The following is a 21,193-nucleotide window of genomic DNA, read 5'->3' as shown; positions in this document are numbered from 1 at the left end:
AGACCCCGCGCCAGCCCGGCGTCGGGACCGGATTCCGCATTTGCCGTGAGTATCGTGAGTAGGAAAACATGACCGACCAGCAAAATCCGCAGCAGGAAAACTCTTACGGAGCCTCTTCGATCCAGATCCTGGAAGGCCTGGAGGCGGTACGCAAGCGCCCGGGCATGTATATCGGCGACACCTCCGATGGTACTGGCCTGCACCACCTCGTGTTCGAGGTCCTGGATAACTCCATCGATGAGGCGCTGGCTGGTTATTGCACCGAGATCCAGGTCACGATCCACAGCGACAACTCGATCTCCATCGTCGACAACGGCCGCGGCATTCCGCCGGCGGTGAAGTTCGACGACAAGCACGAGCCGAAGCGCAGCGCGGCGGAAATCGCCATGACCGAGTTGCACGCGGGCGGCAAGTTCAACCAGAACAGCTACAAGGTGTCTGGCGGCCTGCACGGCGTGGGCGTGTCCTGCGTGAACGCGCTGTCCAAGTGGCTGCGTTTGACCGTGCGCCGCGACGGCCAGGTCAACCTGATCGAGTTCGCCAAGGGCGAGGTGCAGAACCGCGTGATCGAGACCGTGAACGGTCCGGATGGCAACCCCGTGGAAGTCTCGCCGATGAAGGTCATCGGTGCGACCGACAAGCGCGGCACCGAAGTGCACTTCCTGGCCGACGAGGAAATCTTCACCAACGTGGAGTTCCACTACGAGGTGCTGTCCAAGCGCATCCGCGAACTCTCGTTCCTGAACAACGGCGTGCACATCCGCCTGACCGACCAGCGCACGGGCAAGGAAGAGGATTTTGCCTACTCGGGCGGCGTGAAGGGCTTCGTCGAGTACATCAATCGCGCCAAGACCGTGCTGCATCCGACCATTTTCTACGCGAATGTCGAGAAGGAAGGCATCACGGTGGAAGTGGCCATGCAATGGAACGATGGCTACAACGAGCAGGTTTTGTGCTTCACGAATAATATTCCGCAGCGCGACGGGGGGACCCACCTGACCGGCCTGCGCGCGGCAATGACGCGGGTCATCAACAAGTACATCGAAGAAAACGAGATCGCCAAGAAGGCCAAGATCGAGACGTCCGGCGACGACATGCGCGAGGGCCTGTCCTGCGTGCTGTCCGTGAAGGTGCCCGAGCCGAAGTTCAGCTCGCAGACCAAGGACAAGCTGGTGTCGTCCGAAGTGCGTCTGCCGGTGGAGGAACTGGTAAGCAAGGCGCTGACCGACTTCCTGCTGGAAACGCCGAACGACGCCAAGATCATCTGCGGCAAGATCGTGGATGCCGCTCGTGCGCGCGAGGCGGCCCGCAAGGCCCGCGAAATGACGCGCCGCAAGGGCGCTTTCGACGGCATGGGCCTGCCGGGCAAGCTGGCCGACTGCCAGGAGCGCGACCCGGCGCTGTCCGAACTGTTCCTGGTGGAGGGCGACTCCGCAGGCGGCTCGGCCAAGCAGGGCCGCGACCGCAAGTTCCAGGCAATCCTGCCGCTGAAGGGCAAGATCCTGAACGTGGAACGCGCGCGCTTCKACAAGATGCTGTCCAGCCAGGAAGTGCTGACGCTGATCACGGCGCTGGGCACCGGCATCGGCAAGGACGACTACAACCTCGAGAAGCTGCGCTACCACCGCATCATCATCATGACCGATGCGGACGTGGACGGCTCGCACATCCGCACGCTGCTGTTGACGTTCTTCTATCGCCAGATGCCGGACATCATCGAGCGCGGCTATGTGTACATCGCCCAGCCGCCGCTGTACAAGATCAAGCACGGCAAGGAAGAGCGGTACATCAAGGACGACAACGAACTCAACGCCTACCTGCTGAAGCTGGCGATGGAGAAGGCGTCCCTGACGCGCCCGGACGGCAGCGAGATCATGGGCGACGCCCTGACCGAGCTGGCGCGCCAGTACCAGCTGGCCGAAGGCGTCATCGGCCGCCTGTCCCGCATCGTCGACCCGGACGCGCTGCGCGCCATCGCCGACGGCGTGGTGCTGGATCTCGACAACGCGGCAGCGGCGGAAGCCTCGGCCGTGGCGCTGAAGGCCAAGCTGGCCGAGATGCACGCCAAGACGCTGCTGGGCGCCGCCGTGAACGACGACGGCACCGCTGACGTGTATGCGCAATTCGACGAGAAAACCGACAAGMACCGCCTGATGATCGCGCGCCGGCACCACGGCAACGTGCGCCTGTCGCACCTGGACGCGGACTTCGTCCATGGCGCCGACTACGCCGCACTCGCCCGCGCCGCCACGACCTTCCAGGGCCTGATCCCGGAAGGCACCAAGGTCAAGCGCGGCGAAGGCGAACGCCTGCGCGATCAGACGGTGTCCGACTTCCACCAGGCCATGCAATGGCTGCTCTCCGAAGCAGAGCGCGGCGTGTCCCGCCAGCGCTACAAGGGCCTGGGCGAGATGAACCCCGAGCAGCTGTTCGAAACCACGCTGGACGTGACCCAGCGCCGCCTCCTGCGCGTGCAGATCGAAGACGCCATCGCGGCCGACCAGATCTTCACCACACTGATGGGCGACGAAGTGGAACCGCGTCGTCATTTCATTGAGTCGAATGCGCTGGTGGCGCGGAATATTGATGTTTGAGGTGGTGCGCCGATCCTAGCGAGATCATAAAAACGCTAGTCATCAAATGGGGTTACGGCTTGCCAGGCCGTAACCCTTTTTCATTGAAGTGAGACTGTCCATGCCTCTCATCGATATCAAGAATCTCCAACTCGCCGCCGMCGCCTTTGGCGAGCGGCGCGGCTGGGGCAAGTATCACAGCCCCAAGAATCTCGCCATGGCGCTGAGCGTCGAGGTGTCCGAACTCGTGGAAATCTTCCAGTGGCAGACGGAAGAGGAATCCCGCAACGTCATGGCGACCGCGGAGCGGGCGCATGTGGAGCAGGAACTGGCGGATATTACGATTTACCTCACGCAGCTTGTGACGGCGTTGGGGGTGGATCTGGATGCCGCGGTGAGGGCGAAAATGGAAATGAATGCGGTGAAATATCCCCCACCTGCGGGGGAAGCGTAGCGGAATCGAATTCAGGCACACTCGCGGCATAAGGACGAATTCAAAAACCCTACGGGCGTAAGCGAGCATCGCGATGGCAAGAAGAAATAATAACGGTGTCTTCGAGGATCTTTTCGGTATTGCCCGGATGTTGCCATGGTGGGCCAGCGTAGTCCTTGCTGTGGTCGCCTACGGCATATTGCATCGTTATGCCATCGCCGACGTTCCCACCAATGTGCCGCCTGGTCAGATCGGCAGTATGGTTGTTGCACAGATGGTCAAGGCGTTCGCCACATATGGCCAGTACATCGTCCCTACCATCGTTCTCGCAGGCGCGTTGGCGTCGTATTTTGAAAAGAAAAAGCGAGAGAGGCTTATTGGCGCGGTAGCCGCTGATGCGTCAGGTAAAGCCCTGAATCAAATGTCGTGGCGCGAGTTMGAAATGCTTGTGGGACAGGCGTTTCGCGCAGATGGCTATACCGTGACAGAAGTCGGTGGCGGTGGAGCTGACGGCGGCGTGGACCTACAATTGCGAAAGTCCGGCGAGATATTCCTGGTTCAATGCAAACAGTGGAAGGCGTACAAGGTCTCCGTGAAAGTGGTTCGGGAACTCTACGGCGTCATGACGGATAGAGGCGCGGCTGGCGGTTTTGTCGTGACGTCAGGCGTTTTCACGTCGGATGCGGCGGCATTTGCCAGGGGCAAGAATATCGAACTCGTGGATGGCGCGTCGCTATTGGCTCGKATTCGAAAAAACGAAGCGATCGCGCCATCTCCTGCACTGTCGGCACAATATACCTCCGTCGAACCGATGGCCTCAAGTGCCGGCCCGACGCCAGCTTGCCCGAAGTGCGGTGCACAGATGCTCCAGCGGATCGCAAAGCAAGGCGCTAACGTGGGTAAGGCATTTTGGGGATGTGAGGCGTTTCCAAAGTGCCGTGGTGTTCGGGGACTGTGAGGGATACGGTTTTCGCGGATAGAGCGGGCTGTCTCGGATCTGCCGACTTACCGATCGGGAAGATTTCCTTCCTAAATCGCTCGATAGACGCTTTCGCGTTATCGATCGGTAATTTTCTTCCTACACATTCCCGATTGCCACGCGCCAGACCCGCGCTGCAGCGTCTCCCTCATACCGCACAAACGCCACGCTGGACACCATCGGCTCAACAATAGGAATCTTCTCCATCGGGGTGACGATCAGGCATTGCACGTTGGCGGCGCCTAGCCGTTGTAGCCAGTTGCGCGTGGTGTCGTCGTCGCCCCGCCAGAATKATTCATCCAGCACGGCGAGGTGGAAGCGGTAGGGCCGAGCCGCCTCTGCGGTGGCCAGCGCGGATGGCGCGTCGCGTAGTTGTTCGTCCAGAAGTGCCCAGTCGCGTGCGTCGGCGTCGATGCGGGCCTGGAGCCAGCGGCGCATGCTCTCGCGGCAGGGGTCGCATGATTCCACGGTGGGCGCGTGTTGCCCGAACGCCTCGGCGCGCAGCGCGTCGAGCATGTCGAGGCTGGCCGACTGCATGGCGGGTTCGGACGCGGCCAGTAGGTCTTCCGCCTGCTGGCGCTCCGTTTCTGCGATGGCCATCGCCGTCTGCGCCGCCGTGCGGGCGTCGCGGCAGGCATCGAGCGATTGCTCGCATGACCGGATTGTCCCTCGTAACTCCTCCAGCCCATCAGCCAGTTGCTGGAGGATGTCCGAGGCATTCTGGAGTCGTTGCTTTTCCTCGCCGAGCCGCGCGGCGTCGCGCGCCGGCATGTGCCAGTCGATTTCGTGGAAGTCTAGAAAAGCGGAGAGTTGTGAGAGCGCTGCGGACGGCGCATGGGCCCGGCGCGCCGCCAGCCGCTCGCGTTGGGCGAGGAAGTCCGCCTCGGTGGCGGCAGGCGCTTCGTTGACGGAGGCAATCAGCGTGGCGTACAGCGTTGCGCGTTGCCGGCGGATGTCGCGTACCCGTTCGAGTTGCTCGATATCGATGTCGAGTTGCGCGATCCGCTCGCCGCCACTCGCGGAAATGCTATGCCGCAGGTGCAGCGCCTGGGCGCGCAGCGCGGCGTGGCGCTCCACTTCATCCAGCACGCGGCGGTCGTGTCGCGCCCAGTCGTCGGCCAGTTGTCCGAGCCGCACCTCCAGCAGCGCGAGCTTGAGGCTGGCAAAGTAGCCGTCCAGCGCGTCGCGGCAGGCGCGCAGAGCCTCGACGGGTAGCGGATCGCCGATGGTGAAACAGCGACGGAACCATGCGTGATACCGCGCGAAGGTGTCGAAGGATTCGGCGCCGACCGTGCGCAGCGATTTGCGGAGGGCGACGAGGTCGCCGTCGAAGTGAGAAAGATCCCCGCCGATGCTCAATTCATGCGGCGCGGCGACGAACAGCCGCGCGGGCAGGGGCTGATCCGCCGMGCTAGGGAATATCTGGGCAAGGGTGACCGTTCTGTCGAACGCGGCATTGTGGAAGACGCCAAGCAGCATGGCGGGCCGATCCGTCGCATGCGGCGTGATAGCGGGGTTCGGGGCCGGGAGTAGGAGCATTCTCAAGGCCTCKACCAGGGCGCTCGTGCCTGGCCCGAGGTTGCCAGTCAGCACGGCATGGCGGCCGTCGGGACACATCGATGTCACACCTTGCCGGAACGGCCCCCAGTTCGAGACCTCGAGCCGCATCAGGCGGAATCCTGCATCCAGTGTGGTGGCCTCGATATCCGGGGCCACCGTCTCCGGTGCCATGGTGGGTGGCCTATCCATCGACGCCTCGCGTGCGCTCGGTGGAGGTGCCGCGCAGTTGTGTCTGATAGGCGGCCAGCCGCGCGTCGAAATCGGCCAGCCATTGGGTGTCGATAAATGCTTTCAACACCCGGCGGACTTCGTACGAAGGTGTTTCCGTTTGGCCCGCGCGCCGCAGGAAGCCGAGTTCGACGATCTTGCCCACATGCGAGTCGACCATGTCGATAAGTTTGGCTTCATTGCTGCCCGAAGGCAGGAACGTGCGTAGCAATTCAGCGATGTCTTCGCGCGTCAGGATCAGTGGGCCATCGAGACCGGCAGCGTCGAATTCGGCGAGCGCCTTGCGCAGCAACGCCAGCGTGAGGCTGACCGCGTAGGACAGGGGGCGTCTGGCGATCAAAGAGGGCGCCGTGGCATCTGCCGCTGGCGCTGATAGCACTCGTAGAAATGCGAATCCATCGTCCTCGTCGACGACCAGGGCGAGGCCCAGCACGGCCACATAGTCGCGCACGGCTGCCTGCTGTGACACGAGTGCCTGCCAAGCGCTGGGTGAGTCTTCGCGGCACAGCACCCCTTTGAGCAGCGGGACCACAAGGGGCGACAGGGCGTGGGGACCGTGCGCGCTCATGATCCATGTCTCACAAAGACGACGCGTGGCATTTGTGCGCCGCGTGTCAGCGGCTCGCCGCCCATGCCGCGCGCGTGCCAGGTGACGGTCTCGGTCGCCGCCTCATCGACGACGCAATGGAAGGTATCGCCAGTCAGTTGCAGATAAGTCAGCAACTCCGCGAGGCCGTGTTCGAGTGGGTGGTCCCCGCAGAGGGATTGCAGCGAGACTTGCGGCTGGCTGCGTAGCGCAGCTTCGACCCGTCGTTTGAGAAGGCTCTGACTCAGGGCCGCAGCCGGCGGCGGCTGATACAGCACCCGCTCCATGGGCAGGTCGATGTGAGCCGCCGTCTCGTCGATCGACGAAAACAAGCCGGCTGGCGGGGTGTCGCGCAGTGCCAGGGCCCGTGCCTCGATGCTTTGCAGAATGGCCGGGAGCGTGTCGGGGTCGATGCGCAAGGCGGGCCCTCCGGGTTAGGTGAGGCGGCTGGAATCGGTTGTAGTGTGCCTTCGGTCGCCACATTCAGGAAGCAACATTCCCGCCATGAATCGTCATGCGACGAAAACGTGGCGTTGGCCGGACACGCCGCTGCGCGCTAGACTGGTATGCATCGCATTTTGCGTGATTGGCGGAGGTGGTCATGGCAGTGCGCAAGCAAGGCAAGACGGTAGGTAACATCCACATCGGCATCGGCGGATGGAGTTTTGCGCCATGGCGCGACAACTTCTACCCGTCCGGGCTCGCGCAGGCGCGCGAACTCGAGTACGCAAGCCGTCACCTGACCGCCATCGAGATCAACAGCACCTATCACGGGACACAAAAGCGAACGTCATTCGCCAATTGGCGCGATGCGACCCCGGATGGCTTCGTGTTCTCGGTGAAGGCGTCGCGCTTCGCCACCAACCGGCGCATCCTGGCCGAGTCGGGCGACTCCATCGCCCGCTTCATCGACAGCGGCATTGCCGAGCTGGGCAAGAAACTCGGTCCCATCGTCTGGCAATTCGCGCCAACCAAGCAGTTCGTGGCCGATGACTTCGAGGCATTCCTGACCTTGCTCCCGGATGCTGTCGAAGGCGTGAAGCTGCGGCACGTGCTTGAGGTGCGGCACGAGAGCTTTATGTGCGACGACTACCTGAAACTCGCGCGCAAGTTCAAGGCGGCCACGGTGTACACAGATTCGCCAAAGTTTCCGTCGTTCGCGGACCCGACCGCGGACTTTGCCTATGCGCGGCTGATGAACGCGCAGGCCAAGCTCAAGACCGGCTATGCGCCGAAGGACCTCGACGCCTGGGCCGCGCGCGCCACCGCGTGGGCCGGCGGTAGCGTGCCGGACGACCTGCCGCGCGTGGATGAGCAGGCCGGCGCCCGTCAGAAGCCCAAGGGGTTGTTCCTGTTCTTCATCAACGGGGCGAAGGAGCACGCGCCGGCGGCGGCGCAGGCCCTGCTCGAGCGGCTGGGATGGGCGCCGACCGAGGACGTGCCGGTGAAGAAGCCCGCCGCGCGCAAGGCTGCGTGACTGAAGCCGGTTTCCGAGCCACCCCCGCCGCACCCCCGCCGCTATAATCCGGCATGACTTCGAGCCCAACCCCCAACTCCACCGCCCCCGCCACGACTTCGGCAGGCGCGCCGTTCTCTGATCTGGCGCTGTCGCCCGCTATGCTCGCCACGCTGGCGCAGCTCGGCTACGACACCATGACGCCGATCCAGGCCGCCAGCCTGCCGCTGGCGCTGGCCGGGCAGGATCTGATCGCGCAGGCCAAGACTGGTAGCGGCAAGACCGCCGCCTTCGGGCTTGCGGTGCTGCATCGGCTCGACGCACGCCGCTTCGACGTGCAGGCGCTCGTGCTCTGTCCCACGCGCGAGCTGGCCGATCAGGTCACGCAGGAAATCCGCCGCCTGGCGCGTGCGGAAGAGAACATCAAGGTGCTGACGCTGTGCGGCGGGTCGCCTATGCGGCCACAGGTCGACAGCCTTATCCATGGCGCGCATATCGTTGTGGGCACCCCGGGGCGCATTCTCGATCACATCGAGCGCGGCAGCCTGGACCTGCGCGGTATCAATACGCTGGTGCTGGACGAAGCGGACCGCATGCTCGACATGGGCTTCTTCGATGACATCGCGTTCGTCGCCAACCATTGCCCGAAGGACCGCCAGACACTGCTGTTCTCGGCCACCTACCCGCCCGGCATCGTCAAGCTGAGCCAGCAGTTCCTGAACAAGCCGCGCGAGATCAAGCTGGCCGAGACGCACGGCGCCAGCAAGATTCGTCAACGTTTTTACGAGGTGGAGGATGGCGACCGCCTGCAAGCTGTGGGCCGCCTGCTCGATCACTTCCGGCCTGCCAGCACGCTTGCCTTCTGCAATACCAAGGCGCGTTGCCGCGATCTCGTCGAATTGCTGCGCGCGCAGGGCTTCGAGGCCCTGGCGCTGCATGGCGACCTGGAACAGCGTGACCGCGATCAGGTGCTGGTGCAGTTTGCGAACCGGAGCTGCTCGGTCCTGGTGGCCACGGACGTGGCAGCCCGCGGTCTCGACATCGCCCAGTTGGAAGCCGTGATCAACGTCGATGTCACGCCCGACCCCGAGGTGCATGTGCACCGCATCGGCCGCACGGGCCGCGCGGATGCCGAAGGCTGGGCGTTCAGCCTGGTCAGCATGGATGAAATGGGGCGCGTGGGGAACCTGGAACAGCATCAGGGCGGCGAATTCGAATGGCACGCGCTGACCGAGCTGGTGCCGAAGAGCAAGGAGCGCCTGCTGCCGCCGATGGTCACGCTGCAAATGCTCGGCGGCCGCAAGGAAAAGATCCGCGCGGGCGACATCCTCGGCGCGCTGACCGGCGAGGCCGGCTTCACCAAGGAACAGATCGGGAAGATCAACGTGATGGAGATGTCCACGTACATCGCCGTGGATCGTGCCATCGGCAAGGAAGCGGTCAAACGGCTCAACGATGGCAAGGTCAAGGGCCGCAAGGTGCGGGTGCGGATGCTGACCGAGTAACGCGCGACTTCGCTGCTGGGAATTGTGCGCAAGAAGAAACAATAGGGCACGTCGGCTTGCTTACAAAGATTCGTGAAAGTCACCCTGTAAGCGCCGACTATCCTTTGCTAATCTGAATGAGCGGCCGGCGGCGTATGCGGGGGCAAGACAGCGCGGCGGGCCGGTGCAGCGATTTMCCCAGACAGCAATAAGGAGTCGGTCTATGAAAACCGCACGGCAGGTTCTGGAAGCGAAGCCAAATCAGGCGATCTTCAGCATTCCTCCTTCAGCGACGGTCTACGCCGCGCTGCAACTGATGGCGGAGAAAGGCATCGGCGCGTTGCTGGTGATGGAGCACGGCAAGATCCAGGGCATCCTCAGCGAACGCGATTACGCCCGAAAAGTGATTCTGATGCAACGTACGTCGCGCGAAACGCTAGTGCGGGAGATCATGACCTCAGCGGTGATCTATGTGCGGGCGGACCAGACCACGGACGATTGCATGAGCCTGATGACGCGGCACCGCCTGCGCCACCTGCCCGTGATGGAAGGGGACGAACTGCTCGGCATGCTGTCGATCGGCGACCTCGTGAACAACATCATCAGCGAACAGCGTTTCGTGATCGAGCAACTCGAACACTACATCACCGGCGGCTCGCGCTAGCGGCCATCAGGCCACGGACGCGCCATGTGGCGCCGTGGCCACTTCTCGCCAAAATTCATTGCTACGTCAACGATGGCTTCCGCATATAATTATGCGGATACTGAATTAGGCCGTCCCCACGCAAGGGATGGTCCCCGCAGCCTCCATCCCGCCGTAGCCACATGTCGTCGCCCACCTCGCCGCAATCCGCCGTGGAGGCTACCGCCTCCGTTCCCGAACATCCGCCCATCGTCCACGATCACCGCGCCATCATGCGGGTGATCGGCGGCATCGTGTTATGTATCCTGCTCGCGGCGCTGGACCAGACCGTGGTCATCCCCGCCGTGCCCGCCATTGCGAATGATCTCAACGGATTTGGGCATCTGTCGTGGATCGTCACTGCCTACCTGATCGTCTCCACCGTCACCACGCCGCTGTACGGCAAGCTGTCCGATAGCTTCGGGCGGCGGCGCCTGCTGATGGTGGCCATCACGCTGTTCATCCTCGCCTCCGTGGCGTGCGCGCTGGCGCAGTCGCTGACGCAGCTGATCCTGTTCCGGGCGCTGCAGGGCGTGGGCGGCGGCGGGCTGATGTCGCTGGCGCAGGCGGCCATTGCGGACGTAGTGGCGCCGCGCCAGCGCGGGCGCTACCAGGGCTATCTGGCGATGGTCTGGGCGATGGCCTCCATCGCCGGGCCGCTGGTGGGCGGCTGGGTGTCTGACCATCTGTCCTGGCGCTGGCTGTTCTGGATCAACGTGCCGCTCGGCGCGCTGGCCATGGCGATGTGCTACCGGGGCCTGGCCAACCTGCGCCCGCGCGGCGGCCGGCCGCGCGTGGACTGGCTGGGCGCGCTGCTGCTCGCGGTGGCCATCGTCGCCTTCCTGCTCGCCATGAGCTGGGCCGGCGATGCCTTCGACTGGATCTCCCCGGAAACCGGCGCGCTGCTGGCCATCACGGCCGGGGCGCTGGCGCTGCTGACCTGGCAGGAACGCCGCGCGGCGGACCCGATGCTGCCGCCGCGTCTGTTCCGCAACCGCGCCTATGTGATGGGCGTGGGCGCCTCGGCGCTGGCCGCGCTCAATATCTTCCTGTGCATCTTCGCGCTGCCGCTGCATTTCCAGCTGGCGCGCCATGCCGATGCCGCGATGTCCGGCCTGCTCGTGGTGCCGTTCCTGCTGTCCACCGTGGCCGGCAACCTCGTGGTGGCCTGGCTGGCGCCGCGCATGGGACGCATGCGGGGCATTCTCAGCGCCGGCTTCGTGTTGGCCGCCATCGGCCTGAGCGCGCTGGCTGGCGCTACCCCGGACGTGCCCACGGCTGCCGTCCTGCTCGCCATGACGGTGGGCGGCGTGGGGCTGGGCATGGCGATGGTCGGCACGCTGATTTCGGTACAGAACGCGCTCGAGCGCCGCGACATGGGCGCCGGCACCGGCGCGCTGCTGGTGGTGCGCTCGCTCGGCAGCGCGATTGGCGGCGCACTGGCCGGCACGCTGCTGGCGCTGGAGTTCCGCGAGGCGATGGGCCGCGCCGGCGTGACCCAGGCGCTGGACCTTGGCGCGCTGCGCCACGGTAGCGAGGCGATGGCGCATCTGTCGCCGGCCGTGCGGCAGGTGCTGTCCGCCGGCGTGGAGTCGGGCTTCCAGCTGATTTTCGCGGCGGGCGCGGTGGCGGCGGTGGTGGCGTTACTGATCGTGCGGCGCATGCCGGACCTGGAACTGCGTACCAGCGTGACCGAGCACGCCGCGACGGCGGTGATGGACTGACCCCCGGACGGATGGCGGCCGCCATCTTCCATCATCGATCCTGCAGCACGGAGTGCAGTGAACCCGACGAAGGCGTAGACTGCGGAGGCTACCTTTCACGCCCCAATATGGAGTCGCCCGTCATGACCCGCATGGTCCCCCCGACCCGGATGCGCCACCCGCGCACGGCCACCCTGACGCTCCAGCGCCGCGCGCTGCTCGCCGCCCTGGCGGTGTCCGCGATGGCCGCCGCCACGGCCAGCCTGCTGCCGCGCGCAGCCCACGCCGCCGAGAAGTCGACCCCCACAGCCGCCGCTTCAGCCGGTCAGGCCGGCAGTTGCCCGGCGACGCTCAACTTCAAGTTCCCGCGCCTGCAGGACGAGTCGCCCCAGAATCTGTGCCAGTACGCCGGCAAGGTCGTGCTGGTGGTCAACACGGCCAGCTACTGCGGGTTCACGCCGCAGTATGAGGGCCTCGAGGCGCTCTACGCCAAGTACCGGGAGCGCGGCCTGGTCGTGCTCGGCTTCCCGTCGAACGATTTCTCGCAGGAGCCCGGCTCCTCGAAGGAAATTTCCGACTTCTGCTACAACACCTACGGCGTCAAGTTCCCGATGCTGGGCAAGTCCCACGTGMGCGGCAGCGATGTCAACCCGATGTACGAGCTGCTGGCCAAGGAAACCGGCACCGCGCCGAAGTGGAACTTCTATAAATACCTGATCGACCGCAAGGGGCAGGTCGTCGGCAGCTACAACAGCATGGTCAAGCCGGACGACAAGCAACTCGTGGCCAATATCGAGAAGCTGCTCAGCACGCGCTAAGACCGCATGACCGACCTTTGATCCCCGTCAAAGGTCGAACCGCCCCCGCTGGTACTTTCGCCGATTCAAAACAAAAACGAGCGAAAGGGGGGCCGCGATGGCTATCGCGCTATATGAATCGAGCGAGCATGTCTGCATGGTGTTCACCGACCTGGTGGACGATGGCGACGGGGACGTCGTGCAGTCGAACCAGTTCCTGGTGGTCAACCACGGTCACGGGGCGTTGATCGATCCCGGCGGTGCGCTGACCTACGGCGAGCTGTATATGGCGATCAGCCGCCACTTTCCGCCCAAGCGGCTCGACTACGTGCTGGCCTCCCATGCCGATCCGGACATCGTGGCGTCGGTGGGCCGCTGGCTGACGGCATCGGACAGCAAGGTGTTGATCTCGCAGGTATGGGCGCGCTTCCTGCCCCATATCTGCCAGGCCGGAAAGATGGCCGGCCGCGTGGTCGGCATTCCGGATGCCGGCATGGTCGTGCCGCTCGGCGCGAGCAACCTGATCGCCGTCCCCGCCCACTTCCTCCATTCGGAGGGCAATTTCCACTTCTACGATCCCATCAGCAAGATCCTGTTCTCGGGCGATCTGGGCGCGGCCATGACCACGGCCGCCGAGGCCGGCGCGGTGGTCGAGGACTTCGACGCCCATCTCCCGCGCATGCTGCCGTTCCATCGCCGCTATATGAGCGGCAACCGCGCGTGCCGGCTCTGGGCCGAGATGGCGCGGACCATGGATATCGAATGGATCGTGCCGCAGCACGGGCCGTCGTTCCGGGGCCGGGCGATGGTGAAGCGCTTTATCGACTGGGTGGGGCAGCTCGAATGCGGGCTCGACCTGCTCGACAGCTCCCACTATCGCGTGCCGGCCGGGGCGTAAACGTAGCGCGTGGTGGTGACCCTGGCGGTACTTCTCCACCGGGGATGTCTCCGCTGCTGCACAGGACAAGCCGGCCAGATTCCGGCTATCCTCGGTTTCCTTGCCGTCTCGCTTCCCACGGCCAGCCCAGAAACCAAGGAAATCACCATGAAACTAGTACGCGTAGGACAGCCCGGTGCAGAGCGCCCGGGCGTCGTGGATCGTGATGGCCGCGTGCGCGACCTGTCTGCCGTGATCGGCAACATCGGCCCGGACGAACTGGCGCCGGCCGCGCTGGCCCGGCTGGCCGCGATCGACCCCGCCACGCTGCCGCTGGTGGAGGGCGCCCGCCACGGCGTGCCCTGGACCGGCATCGGCAAGATCATCGCCATCGGCCTGAACTACGCTGACCATGCCGCCGAAGCCGGCATGCCGCTGCCGGCCGAGCCGATCGTCTTCCTGAAGGCCAATTCCTCGCTGAACGGCCCCAACGATGCCGTGATGCTGCCGTTCGGTTCGGAGAAGTCCGACTGGGAGGTGGAGCTGGGCGTGGTCATCGGCACCACCGCGCGCAATGTCTCGAAGGCCCAGGCGCTTGAGCACGTGGCGGGCTACTGCGTGGTCAACGATGTGTCCGAGCGCGAGTTCCAGATCGAGCGCGGCGGCACCTGGGACAAGGGCAAGGGCTGCGACACCTTCTGCCCGGTCGGCCCCTGGCTGGTCACGCGCGACGAGGTGCCCGAACCCCAGAACCTGGCGATGTGGTTGGACGTGAACGGCCAGCGCATGCAGAAAGGCAGCACCGCGACCATGGTTTTCGACGTCGCCACCGTGGTCAGCTATGTCAGCCGCTTCATGACCCTGCTGCCCGGCGACCTGATCGCCACGGGCACGCCGCCGGGTGTGGGCATGGGGTTCAAGCCGCCGCGCTACCTGCGCGCGGGCGACACCATGCGCCTCGGTATCGCCGGCCTCGGCGAGCAGACCCAGCAGGTCGTGCCATACGGCGAGCGCTGAGTCGGGCGTCGGCCCATGTCCGACATCGTTGCCAGAAAAAGGGGGACTTTCGGGTTCCCCGCTGAAACGTCTTCATACAAAGGGTCGCAGTTCCACACAAAGCGTCCCCTAAGGGCAACAGTTTTGGCACGGTTTAGGGCGCATACGCACGAAATCCGCATTCTGGGTTTTACCCTTCGACCCTGCGTGAAATACTGTTCATACATGCAAGCCAAAAGAGCAATGCCATGTCTGAACATGCCCCCGAAATAGAATCGATATTGAAGACCGTCGCGGTCAAGCTCGCGAACGGTTCCACCGAATCCCCCACGCGCTCCTACTGCACGCTGCACGACACGCTCGATTGCCACGACGAGCTGCAGGACATCCGGCGCAGCATCCACCAGCATCCCGAACTGGCCTTCAACGAGATCCGCACTGCCGAACTGGTGGCGTCCCGCCTGGAGGGGTGGGGCTATCAGGTCACGCGCGGCGTGGGCGGCACCGGGGTGGTCGGCACGCTGCGCGCCGGCACGGGCAAGCGGAGTGTCGGCATTCGCGCCGATATGGACGCGCTGCCGATTCACGAGCGCTCGGGTTTGCCCTATGCCAGCGTGCATGAGGGCAAGATGCACGCGTGCGGCCACGACGGCCACACCACCATGCTGCTGGGCGCCGCCCGCCAGCTGGCGCGGACCCGCCGCTTCAACGGCACCATCCACCTGATCTTCCAGCCGGCCGAGGAAATCGGCGCGGGCGGCGGGGCGGAGCGGATGCTGGCCGATGGCCTGTTCGAGCGGTTTCCCTGCGATGCGATCTTCGGCCTGCACAACCATCCGGGCGTGGAAGCTGGCACCTTCATGTTCCGTTCCGGCCCGTTCATGGCGGCCTGCGACACGGTAGCGATCACGATCCGCGGCAAGGGTGGCCACGCGGCGCGCCCGCACCAGTCGATCGACCCGATCCTGGTGGCCGGCAGCCTGGTGATGGCGCTGCAATCGGTGGTATCGCGCAATGTGGATCCGAACGAGACCGCCGTGGTGACCATCGGCACGCTGCACGCCGGCCACGCCCCGAACGTGATTCCGGACAGCGCACGCATGGAAATCAGCGTGCGGTCGTTCAACCCCGAGGTGCGGGCGTCGATGGAGGCGCGCATCCGCCAGCTGGCTACATCGCACGCCGAGGGTTACGGCGCTACGGTCGATATCGACTACGTGCGCGGCTACCCGGTGCTGGTGAACAGCGAGGCCGAAACCGAGTTCGCGCGCCAGGTGGCCGAGGAACTGGTGGGGCCGGAGCGTGCCGTGCCGAATTTCCACCGGATCGCCGGCAGCGAGGACTTCKCGTACTTCCTGCAACAGCGCCCGGGCTGCTTCGTGCGGATGGGCAACGGCGCCAACCAGCCGCTGCTGCACAACGCCGGCTACGACTTCAATGACCAGAATCTGACCGTGGGCGCGGCGTACTGGACCCGGCTGGCCGAGCGTTACCTGGATGGGGCCTGAGCGGGACCCGATCGGGGCCTGAGCCCCGACCGGGCTCATCGGGCAGTTATCGGAAGAAGGCGCTGGGCGGCACGCCGAACTGCCGCCGGAACATCGTCGCAAAGGCGCTCGGGCTGCCATAGCCCATGTCGAGCGCCACATCCACCACCTTCGCCCCCGCCGCCAGGCGCTCCAGCGCGGCCAGCAGCCGCGCCTGCTGGCGCCACTGGCCGAAGGTCATGCCGGTCTCGCGCGCGAACCGTCGCTGGATCGTCTTCGGATCTACCCCCAGCGAGTTTCCCCAGTCGGCCAGGGTCAGGTCGGTGTCCGGGCTTTCGACGATGGCGTCGCAGATCTGCCGCAGGCCGACATCGCTCGGGCGCGGCAGGTGCAGCGGCAGGGTCGGCACCAGCAGCACCTCATCGAGCAGCAGCCGCATCAGCCGACCGTCGCGCGAGTCCGGTGCATAGGGCAGGGGGATGTCGATGGCGGCCAGGATCAGCTCGCGCAGCAGCGCGGTGACGCCGAGCACGGTGCAGCGGGTGGGGAGGTCCGGCGCGGCGTCCGGGCGGATATAGGCGGTGCGCATCTGCACGCGGCCGACCATGCGAATCCAGTGCACCGTGCCGCCGGGCATCCACATGCCGCGCGTGGGCGGCACGATCCACTGCCCGTCCGCCGTGGAGACCACCATCACGCCGTGCATCGCGTGGATCAACTGCGCGTGGGGATGCTGGTGCGGCTTGGTGACGTGGCCCGGGGCGTAGTCGGCGGCCATGGCCGTTACCGGCATCGGGCTGCGGTCGTAGCGGATGTAGGCTGGCGAGGCCGCGTAGGTGTCGGCCCGGGCGTCGGCATCGGGGTCGTGCGGGGCATCGGGCGGCAKGCGCCGGGCGCCCGGCGTGGTKCGGTCGATCCACTCGACTGGCGGCGGCGTCGCTTTCCGAGGACGGGGGGTGGGCGGCATGTCCTTTTCTCCAAAGTTCCGGCCCCATTCTCGCAGGACAGGCGGAAATTTGCCATTTAGGATGCGATCGTCACACTTTTAACCAGATCGGCCAATGCGCCCCGCCCCATGAGCACAACCGTCAATCCCGCCCCCGCCGCCGAGGCCGCGCACCGCGAGGAAGGCACGCGCTTCCGCGTGTTGTACGCGATCAGCTTCGCGCACTTCCTCAACGACATGATTCAGTCGCTGATCCTGGCCATCTATCCGATGCTCAAGGGCGGCTTCAACCTGAGCTTCACCCAGATCGGCCTGCTGACGCTGACCTATCAGATCACCGCGTCGCTGCTGCAGCCGATCGTTGGCCTGTACACAGATAAGCATCCGAAGCCACATTCGCTGGCCATCGGCATGGGCTTTACGCTGTGCGGGCTGCTGCTGCTGTCCGTGGCGCCGACCTATGGCGTGCTGCTGGTGGCGGCGGCGCTGGTGGGTACCGGCTCGTCGATCTTCCATCCGGAGTCGTCGCGCGTGGCGCGCATGGCCTCGGGCGGCCAGCACGGGCTGGCCCAGTCGATCTTCCAGGTGGGCGGCAACGGCGGTAGCGCCATGGGGCCGCTGCTGGCGGCGTGGATCGTGCACCAGCAAGGCAGCGTGGCGTGGTTCTCGCTGGCCGCGCTGCTGGCGATTGCCGTGCTGTGGCAGATCGGCGGCTGGTACGGCCGCCACCTGGCCGAGCGCGCAGCCAAGAAGAAGGGCGCCGGCACGGCGGCCAAGCCGCTGCCGAYCCGCACCGTGGTCCGCGCCATCGCGGTGCTGCTGCTGCTGATCTTCTCGAAGTACTTCTACATGGCGAGCCTGAACACGTATTACACGTTCTATCTCATGGAGAAGTTCGGGCTGACCCGCCAGTCTTCGCAGATCTACCTGTTCCTGTTCCTGTTCGCGGTGGCGGCCGGCACCATCCTCGGCGGCCCGATTGGCGACCGCATCGGCCGCAAGCGCGTGATCTGGGCGTCGATCCTCGGCGTGGCGCCGTTCACGCTGATGCTGCCGCACGCCAACCTGTTCTGGACCGGCGTGCTGTCGTTCGTGATCGGCTTCATCCTGGCCTCGGCGTTCTCGGCCATCCTCGTGTTCGCCCAGGAGCTGATTCCGGGCAAGGTCGGCATGGTGTCCGGCCTGTTCTTCGGCTTCGCGTTCGGCATGGGCGGCATCGGCGCCGCCGTGCTCGGCACCCTGGCCGACACGCACGGCATCAAGACCGTGTACGACGTCTGCGCCTATTTGCCGCTGCTCGGCCTGCTGGCGGTGTTCCTGCCGGACCTTGGCGGACGGAAGAAGACCGCGGCGGCCTAGCCCGCCGTTGGATTGCTCCCCTCGCCCGCTTGCGGGAGAGGGGCCGGGGGAGAGGGCCGGCGCATGAACCTGCCCGCCACCCCTCGTAGAACGCCTACTTCGCGGCCCCAGCCTTATCCTGGGACACATCCATGATCATCCGCGTCAGCAGGTACAGGCGCGGCGTGACCGAGTTCAGGTCCACGTACTCGGCATCGTTCGAATGCGCGCCAAAGCCGCGCAGCCCGAAGCGCTCGATCACCGGTGCCTTGGTGCCCGCCGCCGCGAACGCCGCGTCGGTGCCGCCGCCTTCGGCAGTGTCATAGACCATCAGCTTCTMGCCGATTTCCGAATAAATGCCCTGCGCATGGGCTGCCAGCGTGCGCGCCGCCTGGGTGACCTCGAGCGGCGGGCGACGACGCTCGAACTTGACCTCGACCTTGGTGTCCGGAATCAGCTTCTGCTTCACGCGCTCCTGCAGCGTGCGCTCCAGGCCATCGTAGTCGGCGGTGCGCAGCACGCGCACATCGGCCTGCGCCGTGGCGACGGCCGGAACCACGTTGCGGTTGGTGCCCGCGTTCGAGATCGTCCAGTTGACCTTGAGCCCGGTGTCCGGGTTGGACAGGTCGCGCATTTGCAGGATCTGGTGCGACAACTCGTACAGCGCGTTGCGGCCCAGCTCCGGCGCGCTGCCCGCGTGCGACGCCTTGCCCTCGACTTTCAGCGAAATCGCACCGATGCCGCTCGTCGCCAGCGACAGGCGGTCGCCCGTGACGCGCGTGGCCTCGCACGAGAACACGGCGTCCTGCTGCGCCCCGAGCTTGGTCATCATGGCGCGGGCGCCCGGCGAGCTGATTTCCTCGTCGCCGTTGATCAGCACCGTCAGCGTGCCGTAGTCCTTGAACTTCATCTTTTGCAGGATGGCCACCGTGTGGAGGATCACGGCCACGCCATTCTTGTCGTCGGCAATGCCCAGCCCGTAGGCGCGGTCGCCGTCCACGCGGAACGGCTGCTGCGCGAGCATGCCGCGCAGGTACACGGTGTCCATGTGGGCGATCAGCATGATGTTGCGGCGCCCGGTGCCCTTGAACTGGGCCACGACCATCTTGCCGACCTTCTCCGGCGTGTCTTCCATCCGGTAGACCTCGGTGGGCTCGACCAGCTTGGCGTCGCCGCCGAGCGCGGCCAGCCGGTCCCGGATCAGCGCGGCGATGCGGTCCAGACCCTCGATATCCTTGCTGCCGGACTCGATCGACACCAGATCCTTGAGCGTGGCGATCAGCGCGGGCTTCTCCTGCTGGGCGAGCTGGTAGGCCGGCTCCACCGGGGCGGCGTGGGCCGTGGCGGCGCAGGCGGAGGCCAGTGCCAGCGCGAACGGCAGGGCGCGCAGGGCAGGGAAGCGGGGGCGACGAACGGATGGCATGCGGTCAGGCTCCTTGTTATGGGGATGTGGGATCGGAAATCTTGAGCGCATGGCGCCGCCACGTAAAGTGCGCCAGACGCGATGCCGCGTGAAAGCGCCAGCCTGTCGCGCGCACGCAGCAGACATGGCGCGACATGGCCTGCCCATGGCCCGGCCACGGACCAATCACCGCCAGATGGGGCCAACGCCAGCGTTTTGCGGCATCATGGCGGGCATGAAGTCCGCCGTGCCCCCGCTCCCCGGTCATTCCGGTCATCCCGCCATGCCAGCCGCCCCGCCCCTGCCGGTACCCACCCGCCCCGCCTGCGCCCACTGCCTGGCCTTGGCCGAGGACCCGCGCCGGCGCGAGCCGCACGCCTGCCTGGCTCTGCGCAACACGGCGCCGCATGTCAGTGCCAGCGCGGCCGGGGTGCCGTTCAGCATGCTGTCCTTCACCTGCCGCGAGTGCGGCACGGCGTGGCGGCTGTACGACCGCGCCAACGAACTCTTCGTCTCGTGGGTGCCGGAACACCCGCTCGTGCGCTAAAACGGCTTCGCCGGGAGGGCTGGCAAGGCCGGAACGGCAAGCGGGCGGTTCGGCCGCCGGGGCCCTTCGGCTAAGATAGCGCCAATCCATCAGCAACCCTCCCGCCCCGTTTCCAACATGTTTCCTGCCATTTCCAAGCCGCTGCTGGCGGCCTTGTCTGTCGCCACGCTTGCGGCCCCGTCCTTCGTTTCCTCCGCCCACGCGGCCGACGCCTACCCGAGCCGCCCGATCCGCGTGATCGTGGCCTACCCGACCGGGGGCATCAGCGACGCCGTGGCCCGCGCGCTGGGCGAGAAGCTGTCCGTACAGATGGGCACCTCCGTGGTGGTGGAGAACAAGGCCGGCGCTGGCGGCAGCATCGGCATCGACGCCGTGGCCAAGGCCGCGCCGGACGGCTACACCATCGGCTTCGCCTCCACCAGCCCGCTGACGCTGAACCCGCACGTGGGCCGCGTCAACTACGACCCCGAGCACGACGTGGCGCCGGTCATGAGCGTCATGTACTCGCCGGTGCTCGTGGTGGCCACCTCGGGCTTCGCCGGCAAGGCCTTCCCGGACCTCGTCGCGCAGGCCAAGGCCAAGCCGGGTTCGGTCCGCTGGGCCACTTCGGGCCTGGGCACGGTCGGGCACGTGATGCTCGAGCAGGTCAAGGCGAAGTCCAAGGCCGACATCACGCTGATCCCCTACAAGGGCGCGGGCCAGCAGATGAACGACGCGCTGGGCGCGCAGTTCGAGGTGATGAGCACCAACGCCAGCCCCATGCTGAGCCAGCATATGCAGGCGGGCCGCCTGCGCGCGCTGGCCGTGGGCGCGCCCAAGCGCCTGGAGAGCCTGCCCGGCGTGCCGACCTTCGCCGAACTCGGCTATCCCAAGGCCAACCTGACGTCGACGTTCGGCATCTTCGCTCCGGGCAAGACCCCGCCGGCCATCATCAACCGCCTCAACGCCGAACTGAACAAGGCGCTGGGCGAGCCGGAAGTGCGCGAGCGCCTGCTCAAGGGCGGCGAGGTGCCCACCGGCGGCACCGCCGCGCAGTTCGCCGCCGCTATTCGCGCGGAATCGGAAGACAACGCGCGCATCGTCAAGGAAGCCGGCATCAAGGCCGACTGAGCCCCCGTC

The 21,193-nt window shown here is 65.8% G+C and carries 19 protein-coding genes; 14 read left to right on the top strand and 5 right to left on the bottom strand.

Translation table 11 applies throughout. The features are described 5' to 3' along the window. The first annotated feature begins 68 nt into the window (after positions 1-68). From gyrB to AC1EJR_RS07330, 3 genes are all read left to right on the top strand, one after another. Entirely contained in the window at positions 69-2,594 is a 2,526-nt protein-coding gene (gyrB, locus tag AC1EJR_RS07340; protein WP_477146947.1) for a DNA topoisomerase (ATP-hydrolyzing) subunit B, read from the top strand. A gap of 100 nt (positions 2,595-2,694) precedes the next feature. Continuing rightward, positions 2,695-3,027 carry a nucleotide pyrophosphohydrolase gene (locus tag AC1EJR_RS07335; protein ID WP_477146946.1) on the top strand — a complete coding sequence of 111 codons (333 nt, stop codon included), beginning with the start codon at positions 2,695-2,697 and terminating at the stop codon, positions 3,025-3,027. 73 nt (positions 3,028-3,100) lie between these two features. After that, positions 3,101-3,964 carry a restriction endonuclease gene (locus AC1EJR_RS07330; RefSeq protein WP_477146945.1) on the top strand — a complete coding sequence of 288 codons (864 nt, stop codon included), beginning with the start codon at positions 3,101-3,103 and terminating at the stop codon, positions 3,962-3,964. 120 nt (positions 3,965-4,084) lie between these two features. On the opposite strand, the gene AC1EJR_RS07325 is transcribed toward AC1EJR_RS07330, so the two are convergent. The 3 genes from AC1EJR_RS07325 to AC1EJR_RS07315 are packed head-to-tail and all read right to left on the bottom strand — an operon-like array spanning position 4,085 to position 6,778. Continuing rightward, the gene (locus tag AC1EJR_RS07325; protein ID WP_477146944.1) at positions 4,085-5,716 is read right to left on the bottom strand and encodes an ATP-binding protein; all 1,632 of its coding nucleotides are present in this window, start codon (positions 5,714-5,716) and stop codon (positions 4,085-4,087) included. Positions 5,717-5,726: 10 nt separating this feature from the next. Beyond that, complete coding sequence (locus AC1EJR_RS07320) at positions 5,727-6,341, bottom strand: DUF4194 domain-containing protein (RefSeq protein WP_441591520.1); 615 nt, start codon at positions 6,339-6,341, stop codon at positions 5,727-5,729. Continuing rightward, complete coding sequence (locus tag AC1EJR_RS07315; RefSeq protein WP_441591518.1) at positions 6,338-6,778, bottom strand: DUF3375 family protein; 441 nt, start codon at positions 6,776-6,778, stop codon at positions 6,338-6,340. Before AC1EJR_RS07315 ends, AC1EJR_RS07320 begins: the two co-directional genes overlap by 4 nt. Before the next feature lie 182 nt (positions 6,779-6,960). Here AC1EJR_RS07315 and AC1EJR_RS07310 point away from each other — a divergent pair, with 182 nt between their 5' ends. The 8 genes from AC1EJR_RS07310 (at position 6,961) to AC1EJR_RS07275 (ending at position 15,862) form a co-directional block, all read left to right on the top strand. Then, positions 6,961-7,836 (top strand): DUF72 domain-containing protein, encoded by an 876-nt coding sequence (locus AC1EJR_RS07310; protein ID WP_441591517.1) that lies wholly within the window; start codon positions 6,961-6,963, stop codon positions 7,834-7,836. Positions 7,837-7,889: 53 nt separating this feature from the next. Then, on the top strand, positions 7,890-9,320 hold the full coding sequence (dbpA, locus tag AC1EJR_RS07305) for an ATP-dependent RNA helicase DbpA (protein ID WP_092291166.1): 1,431 nt from the start codon (positions 7,890-7,892) through the stop codon (positions 9,318-9,320). 202 nt (positions 9,321-9,522) lie between these two features. Further along, positions 9,523-9,963 (top strand): CBS domain-containing protein, encoded by a 441-nt coding sequence (locus AC1EJR_RS07300; RefSeq protein ID WP_441591515.1) that lies wholly within the window; start codon positions 9,523-9,525, stop codon positions 9,961-9,963. 251 nt (positions 9,964-10,214) lie between these two features. Then, the gene (locus tag AC1EJR_RS07295) at positions 10,215-11,705 is read left to right on the top strand and encodes an MDR family MFS transporter (protein WP_441644157.1); all 1,491 of its coding nucleotides are present in this window, start codon (positions 10,215-10,217) and stop codon (positions 11,703-11,705) included. A gap of 131 nt (positions 11,706-11,836) precedes the next feature. Continuing rightward, on the top strand, positions 11,837-12,502 hold the full coding sequence (locus AC1EJR_RS07290; RefSeq protein ID WP_477146980.1) for a glutathione peroxidase: 666 nt from the start codon (positions 11,837-11,839) through the stop codon (positions 12,500-12,502). A 97-nt stretch (positions 12,503-12,599) separates the two neighbouring features. Then, positions 12,600-13,379 carry an oxygen-binding di-iron domain-containing protein gene (locus AC1EJR_RS07285; protein WP_092291172.1) on the top strand — a complete coding sequence of 260 codons (780 nt, stop codon included), beginning with the start codon at positions 12,600-12,602 and terminating at the stop codon, positions 13,377-13,379. Positions 13,380-13,526: 147 nt separating this feature from the next. Beyond that, on the top strand, positions 13,527-14,375 hold the full coding sequence (locus tag AC1EJR_RS07280) for a fumarylacetoacetate hydrolase family protein (RefSeq protein ID WP_092291174.1): 849 nt from the start codon (positions 13,527-13,529) through the stop codon (positions 14,373-14,375). 227 nt (positions 14,376-14,602) lie between these two features. Further along, complete coding sequence (locus AC1EJR_RS07275; protein ID WP_477146943.1) at positions 14,603-15,862, top strand: M20 aminoacylase family protein; 1,260 nt, start codon at positions 14,603-14,605, stop codon at positions 15,860-15,862. Between the two features lie 46 nt (positions 15,863-15,908). Here the strand turns inward: AC1EJR_RS07275 and AC1EJR_RS07270 are convergent, their stop codons facing one another. Then, positions 15,909-16,727 carry an AraC family transcriptional regulator gene (locus AC1EJR_RS07270; RefSeq protein ID WP_092292079.1) on the bottom strand — a complete coding sequence of 273 codons (819 nt, stop codon included), beginning with the start codon at positions 16,725-16,727 and terminating at the stop codon, positions 15,909-15,911. 189 nt (positions 16,728-16,916) lie between these two features. On the opposite strand from AC1EJR_RS07270, the gene AC1EJR_RS07265 reads away from it, so the two are divergent. Beyond that, on the top strand, positions 16,917-18,146 hold the full coding sequence (locus AC1EJR_RS07265; protein WP_477146942.1) for an MFS transporter: 1,230 nt from the start codon (positions 16,917-16,919) through the stop codon (positions 18,144-18,146). 94 nt (positions 18,147-18,240) lie between these two features. Here the strand turns inward: AC1EJR_RS07265 and AC1EJR_RS07260 are convergent, their stop codons facing one another. Next, positions 18,241-19,548 (bottom strand): M20/M25/M40 family metallo-hydrolase, encoded by a 1,308-nt coding sequence (locus AC1EJR_RS07260; RefSeq protein ID WP_477146941.1) that lies wholly within the window; start codon positions 19,546-19,548, stop codon positions 18,241-18,243. 262 nt (positions 19,549-19,810) lie between these two features. Here AC1EJR_RS07260 and AC1EJR_RS07255 point away from each other — a divergent pair, with 262 nt between their 5' ends. Both AC1EJR_RS07255 and AC1EJR_RS07250 read left to right on the top strand, forming a co-directional pair. Continuing rightward, complete coding sequence (locus tag AC1EJR_RS07255) at positions 19,811-20,074, top strand: hypothetical protein (RefSeq protein WP_177219853.1); 264 nt, start codon at positions 19,811-19,813, stop codon at positions 20,072-20,074. A 117-nt stretch (positions 20,075-20,191) separates the two neighbouring features. Then, positions 20,192-21,184 (top strand): Bug family tripartite tricarboxylate transporter substrate binding protein, encoded by a 993-nt coding sequence (locus AC1EJR_RS07250; protein ID WP_454756716.1) that lies wholly within the window; start codon positions 20,192-20,194, stop codon positions 21,182-21,184. Positions 21,185-21,193: the final 9 nt, after the last annotated feature.

The organism is Cupriavidus sp. 05T42, from assembly GCF_056396345.1.
The sequence above is the reverse complement of the archived record's forward strand: the minus strand, read 5'-3'. Positions and strand labels throughout refer to the sequence as shown.

Coding starts and splice junctions, on each gene's coding strand:
- AC1EJR_RS07320 (WP_441591520.1), bottom strand. CDS start 6,341: ATGAGCGCGCACGGTCCCCACGCCCTGTCGCCCCTTGTGGTCCCGCTG.
- AC1EJR_RS07285 (WP_092291172.1), top strand. CDS start 12,600: ATGGCTATCGCGCTATATGAATCGAGCGAGCATGTCTGCATGGTGTTC.
- AC1EJR_RS07280 (WP_092291174.1), top strand. CDS start 13,527: ATGAAACTAGTACGCGTAGGACAGCCCGGTGCAGAGCGCCCGGGCGTC.
- dbpA (WP_092291166.1), top strand. CDS start 7,890: ATGACTTCGAGCCCAACCCCCAACTCCACCGCCCCCGCCACGACTTCG.
- AC1EJR_RS07300 (WP_441591515.1), top strand. CDS start 9,523: ATGAAAACCGCACGGCAGGTTCTGGAAGCGAAGCCAAATCAGGCGATC.
- AC1EJR_RS07295 (WP_441644157.1), top strand. CDS start 10,215: ATGCGGGTGATCGGCGGCATCGTGTTATGTATCCTGCTCGCGGCGCTG.
- AC1EJR_RS07310 (WP_441591517.1), top strand. CDS start 6,961: ATGGCAGTGCGCAAGCAAGGCAAGACGGTAGGTAACATCCACATCGGC.
- AC1EJR_RS07250 (WP_454756716.1), top strand. CDS start 20,192: ATGTTTCCTGCCATTTCCAAGCCGCTGCTGGCGGCCTTGTCTGTCGCC.
- AC1EJR_RS07255 (WP_177219853.1), top strand. CDS start 19,811: ATGCCAGCCGCCCCGCCCCTGCCGGTACCCACCCGCCCCGCCTGCGCC.